The 5684-nt window shown below is 42.0% G+C and carries 4 protein-coding genes and 1 riboswitch; of the genes, 3 read left to right on the plus strand and 1 reads right to left on the minus strand.

Features of this window, described 5'->3' with window-relative positions; translation table 11 throughout:
• Positions 1–84: 84 nt before the first annotated feature.
• The gene (locus QZ158_RS07575) at positions 85–1422 is read left to right on the plus strand and encodes an ISLre2 family transposase (protein ID WP_293887292.1); all 1338 of its coding nucleotides are present in this window, start codon (positions 85–87) and stop codon (positions 1420–1422) included.
• A gap of 448 nt (positions 1423–1870) precedes the next feature.
• Positions 1871–1961: riboswitch (glycine riboswitch) on the plus strand.
• A 156-nt stretch (positions 1962–2117) separates the two neighbouring features.
• Entirely contained in the window at positions 2118–3458 is a 1341-nt protein-coding gene (locus QZ158_RS07580) for a sodium:alanine symporter family protein (protein ID WP_293887294.1), read from the plus strand.
• A 29-nt stretch (positions 3459–3487) separates the two neighbouring features.
• Here QZ158_RS07580 and sstT read toward each other — a convergent pair whose 3' ends face one another.
• Complete coding sequence (gene sstT / locus QZ158_RS07585) at positions 3488–4705, minus strand: serine/threonine transporter SstT (protein WP_293887296.1); 1218 nt, start codon at positions 4703–4705, stop codon at positions 3488–3490.
• Positions 4706–4854: 149 nt separating this feature from the next.
• On the opposite strand from sstT, the gene QZ158_RS07590 reads away from it, so the two are divergent.
• Positions 4855–5684: mechanosensitive ion channel family protein (locus tag QZ158_RS07590; RefSeq protein WP_293887298.1), on the plus strand; the 830-nt coding region annotated here is incomplete at its 3' end.

Genomic DNA, 5684 nt, shown 5'->3' on the forward strand with positions numbered 1-5684 from the left:
TTTTTTGTCAGAACAAAGGATTATTTGAACATTCAGGTCAAAATTTATTAAAATAAGCGTAATTTTAATAAGGGAGGATTCTGAATGGCTTTCTTTGATGAGAGAGAACTAAAAAATCAATTGCTGTTTCAAAATGAAAAAGATTTTTATAACTTTGTTTCTAAGTATGATGAGGAGATGATTCCAGTCATGAAAGCAAAGGGTTATACCTGTATTCATTCAATGGAGCGAACCGTCGCTTTTACATTTGGTGAGTTTACTTTCAGAAGAAGACGTTGGAAAAAGGGAGATCATTGGGTCATCCCAGTAGATGAAAAGTTAGGGCTTCAAAAGAACGTTCGCTTCTCCTGGGAATTTATGTATCAGGTGGCCAAATTATCTACTTTAATGCCATATGATAAAGTAACTCAGGTGATCCAATTGACTTATCACATCTCTATCACAAAGCCAATTGTAGTAAAAGCTGTAAAAATCTGTGAGAAGTTATTGGAGGAAAGGGAAGGCTATCGATATTATGAGGAGAATAAAGAGGTTAGCAAAAGAAAAGCCCAGGTTATTTATATTGAGGGTGATGGTGTGATGGTCAAAGCACGTGACATACAGAAGAATAATAAACATTATGATTTATCCCATTTTGTAGTCCATACGGGAAGCCAGAAAGTTGGTAGCAATCGATTTGAACTCCAGGACAAAAAAGAATTTATTGGCCTTGACAATCGCTTAGTGAGGGAGCAGGTAATCGATTATCTATTCAATAATTACGAAGTCACGGATCAGACTTTATTGATTACGAACTCTGATGGAGGTCATGGATATACACCCTATGTTTTCAAAGAAATTGCGAAGGTTTTGCGAATTAAACGACACGAACATTTTTGGGATGAGTACCATGTAAATAAGGAGTTGAAGAATTATTTAAAATTTTACTCTGAAGATCTATTAGAGGGAGCTTTCCAGGCGATTAAACAACATGATAAGCAGTTAATGAGAACTGTCCTAGATACGACCGAAAGTTATACCGAGACAGAAGAAGAACAAGAGTTATTTGAGAAGTTCAAGAGTAAAATATTGAGAAATTTCCAATACACTAAACCAGCCGAACAAAGAGGATTCAGCCATGCAGGAATCGGGATAATGGAGAGTCAGCATCGTAAGGTCACTTATAGAATGAAAAAAAGAGGAATGTATTGGACTCTTGCTGGAGCTGAAACGATGAGTCGGATAATTGTTTTGAATTATGAGGATTCCCTGAGAGAACTATTCTTTGGCAACTGGAGAGAAGATTATGAAAAATTTATTTCTTTAGAGAAAGTTTCTGCTTATACCATTAAAAAGAGAATGAGTAAAACGGATAAAGAAAATACATCTAGATATAAATGTTACCTTGATAGTAAAAGATTATCCTACTTCCGGAAACAATAGAAGCACACAACAAAGTATACAAAAAGTTATATAAGAATAACCTTTGTAAAAAGGTCTTTTTGTGCTACAATAAAACACAAAATGCTTGCGCGGTATGTAAAAATGTGTTATAATTTACTTAAATTAATCGAATAAAAAAAGACGAAAAGTGAGCTAACACTTCTCGCCTTACCGAGTAAGAACTCGTCCTTCTTACTCAGTCTTTAATTAATGATACCTGATAAGTGTATCAATGTCAAGACTGAGCAAGAAATTTGTTCAGTCTTTTTTTAAAACTCGGTGATGTTCTCCTAAAAAATGTATGAATTTAGGCGTTCTAAAAAATTCTACCGCATACATAGTTTCTGAAAACATTGACCTTCTATTCAAATTATGCTAAAATAGGACAAATTGAACATCATACCGGATGAAGTTTTTCAGAAGTAGGGCCTTCCTATGACTGTGAAATGGACGGAACTCTGGAGAGACCGTAAAGGCACCGAAGGGGCAAGGTAGAGCATTCTACTCAAACTCTCAGGTAAAAGGACAGAGCAAAAGATAGAAGCCTTTTTGGTTTTTATTTGGAGCACCAGAGTACATGTTTTGACATGTGCTCTTTCTTTTTCTCTTTGGATGATTGCTTGGATGATGTGGAGGAAGTGGATGGCTATCCCTTTCTAAAGCTAGACAAATGATAAAAGGAGAAATAGATAAGGATGACAAATTGGTTGGCGTTTTTTAAACAAGTAGATAATGTGGTCTGGGGGGCTCCCCTTTTGATCCTCTTGGTGGGGACTGGGATTTATCTGAGCTTACGCTTGGGCTTGCTTCAAGTTTTTCGTTTACCCCAAGCCTTTCGGCTCATTTTTACAGAAGATCAAGGAGAAGGGGATATCTCTAGCTTCGGAGCCTTGGCAACAGCCTTGGCAGCGACAGTTGGGACAGGAAATATTGTCGGAGTAGCGACAGCTATTCAGACAGGAGGTCCAGGTGCCCTCTTTTGGATGTGGATGGCGGCCTTCTTTGGGATGGCGACCAAGTATGCAGAAGGTTTGTTGGCCATTCGCTACCGGACCAAGGATGACAATGGTCATATTTCTGGTGGTCCGATGTACTACATTCTCCATGGGATGGGTGAACAATGGCGTCCCCTTGCTATTTTCTTTGCCCTGGCAGGTGTCTTAGTGGCTCTCTTTGGGATTGGAACCATGACCCAGGTGAATGCCATTACGGGCGCTTTGAAGACTAGTTTTCAACTTTCCCCACAAGTCGCTAGTCTGGTCATTGCAGGAATCGTTTCGGCTGTCATATTTGGGGGAATTCATTGGATTTCCAAGGTTTCCGAAAAGGTGGTTCCTTTTATGGCTGCAGCCTATATCTTTGCGACAGTTTATATTATTGTCTTGAATATGGACCAAGTGCCGACCGTTCTATCCCAAGTTTTCCAAGGTGCTTTTACAGGAACCGCGGCTATCGGTGGTTTTTCAGGAGCCTTGGTGAAAGAGGCGATTCAAAAAGGGGTGGCGCGTGGAGTGTTCTCCAATGAGTCAGGGCTGGGATCGGCGCCGATTGCAGCAGCTGCAGCAAAAACGGAAGAGCCGGTGGAGCAAGGTCTGATTTCTATGACCGGGACCTTCATCGATACCATAATTATTTGTAGCCTAACTGGTCTAGCTATTTTAGTATCTGGCCAGTGGACAACAGTGGGGCAAGTTGGGAGTGATTTGACCCAACAGGTCTTTATCTCGACCTTTGGCCACATCGGTGGGATCATTCTGACTCTTTGTTTGGTCTTGTTCGCGACGACGACCATTTTGGGTTGGTCTTATTATGGTGAACGCTGTGTCGAATTTTTGGCGGGAGTCAAACTCATTCCCTATTACCGTCTTCTGTTTATCCTGATGGTGGGGGTAGGAGGCTTTCTTCAGTTAGAGTTGGTCTGGATCATTGCCGATATTGTGAATGGACTGATGGCCTTGCCAAATCTTATCGCCTTGTTAGCCTTATCGCCTATTGTTATAAAGGAAAGCAAACGATATTTTAAGAAAAAGAAATAGACCAGATCGTGTGATCTGGTCTTTCTGTCTTAATAGCGTTTTTCTTTGGGCCAATCTTTCATTTCAGAAATGGCTGTAAAGAGGACGTCTGTTGATGAGTTAAGGGCTGTTTCACAAGAATCTTGGATGACGCCAATAATGAAGCCTACACTAACCACTTGCATAGCGATATCATTGTCGATACCAAAGAGGCTACAGGCGACAGGAATCAAGAGGAGGGAACCACCGGCGACTCCAGAAGCCCCACAGGCTGAAACGGCTGCAACGATACTGAGGACCAGGGCAGTCCCAAAATCGACCTGAATACCTAAGGTGTTGACAGCAGCCAGGGTCAAGGTATTAATGGTAACGGCAGCTCCGGCCATATTAATAGTAGATCCCAGAGGGATAGAGACCAAGTAAGTATCAGGGTTGAGACCTAGTTCCTTACAGAGCTTCATATTGACAGGGATGTTAGCAGCAGAGCTTCTAGTAAAGAAAGCAGTCAGTCCACTGACTCGTAGACATTTGAAGACGAGCGGATAAGGATTTTTGCGAATCATGATGTAGACAAAAATCGGGTTGATGACTAGAGCGACGAAGAACATGGTGCCAACCAAGAGAAGTAAGAGGAGGCCATAGCTCTTAAGTCCATCAAATCCTTGTCCTGCAATCGTTGTATAGACCAAGCCAAGAATCCCAAATGGCGCAAGGTTAATGATCCATTCGACAATCTTGGAAGTGATATCTGCCAGGGTTTGAAGGAGGTCCTTGCTGTGCTCACTCGCTTCTCTCATAGCAACACCAAAGACGACGGCCCAGGATAAGATTCCGATATAATTGGCTTGAATGAGGGCATTGAGCGGGTTGTCCACAATTTTTAAGAGAAGGTTGCTGATGACTTCCCCTAGTCCATCGGGAGAAGTTCCTTCAGCACTAGTTCCTGTTAAAGAAATGGTAATAGGAAAGAGATAGTTCACCAGGACCGCTACCAAGGCTGCCGCAAAAGTTCCCAGGAGGTAGAGGACAATGACTGATTTCATATTGGTTTGGGTTCCCTTTTGGTGCTGGGAGAGGGCGTTAGCGACAAGGGCGAAGACTAGAAGAGGAGCAATAGCCCGCAAGCCTCCTACAAAGATTTCCCCTAACAGACCAATTGCAGATGCTTTAGGAAGCAACAGAGCTAAAAGGGCTCCAACGAAGATTCCGATTGCAATCCGCTTCATAAGGTTGGTTTTGTTCCAAGTTTGAATGAGTCGTTTGACCATAAGGACCTCCTTTATTGAAAGTTTACCGTCCATTATACGATGGATAAGTTTGAAAATCAAGATGAGCATAAGAGGAGGTTAGTGGTTCTATAGCCTAAAATTTGATATAATCAAACCATTAGAAAAAGAGAAGGAGATTGATAGAAGGTATGAAGAATATTTTTTCCCGCTATGTCAGTCAGTTTGATTGGTCCAAGATCATGGATGAATTGGTTTCAAAATTGATTTCGTTAGCTTTTTTATTCGTTTTATTTTTTCTTGCAAAAAAACTAATCCATAGTTTGGTGAAACGCATCTTGAAGCCTTCTCTGAATTATGTAGGCCAAGATGAAGCGCGGAAGAATACCATCGTGCGCTTGGTAGAGAGTCTGTTAAATTACTGTCTTTATTTTATCCTGATCTACTGGATTCTTTCTATCTTGGGCTTGCCAGTCTCTAGTCTCTTAGCGGGTGCTGGAATTGCCGGAGTTGCCATCGGGTTAGGAGCACAGGGCTTCCTATCAGACTTGGTCAATGGGTTCTTTATTCTTCTGGAACGTCAGATAGACGTCGGGGATACCGTTCGTTTGACCAATGGTCCGATCACCATCGCTGGAACCGTCTCTAGTGTGGGCATTCGGACGACCCAGGTGCGAGATGCAGATGGGACTTTGCATTATGTACCCAATCGCAATATTATGGTTGTCAGCAATCTCTCTCGGGGCAACCAGCGCGTCCTCATCGATATGCCGATTTCTGCTCAAACTGACCTAGACAAAATCTATCAAATCTTCCAGCAAGTCAACGATGAACAAGCCCAGAAGCATCCAGAAATTTTAGATGGTCCAACGATTCTAGGCCCTCAAATTGAAAAAGGGACAGGTCGTTATTCCTTCCGCGTCGCCATGATGGTCCAGTCGGGAAGCCAAGTGGCCATCTACCATCTTTATTACAAACTCTATCATGATGCCCTCTTACAAAATGGCATCGAGATTCCAAC

This window comes from Streptococcus sp. A12, from assembly GCF_905372335.1.
GTDB lineage: Bacteria > Bacillota > Bacilli > Lactobacillales > Streptococcaceae > Streptococcus.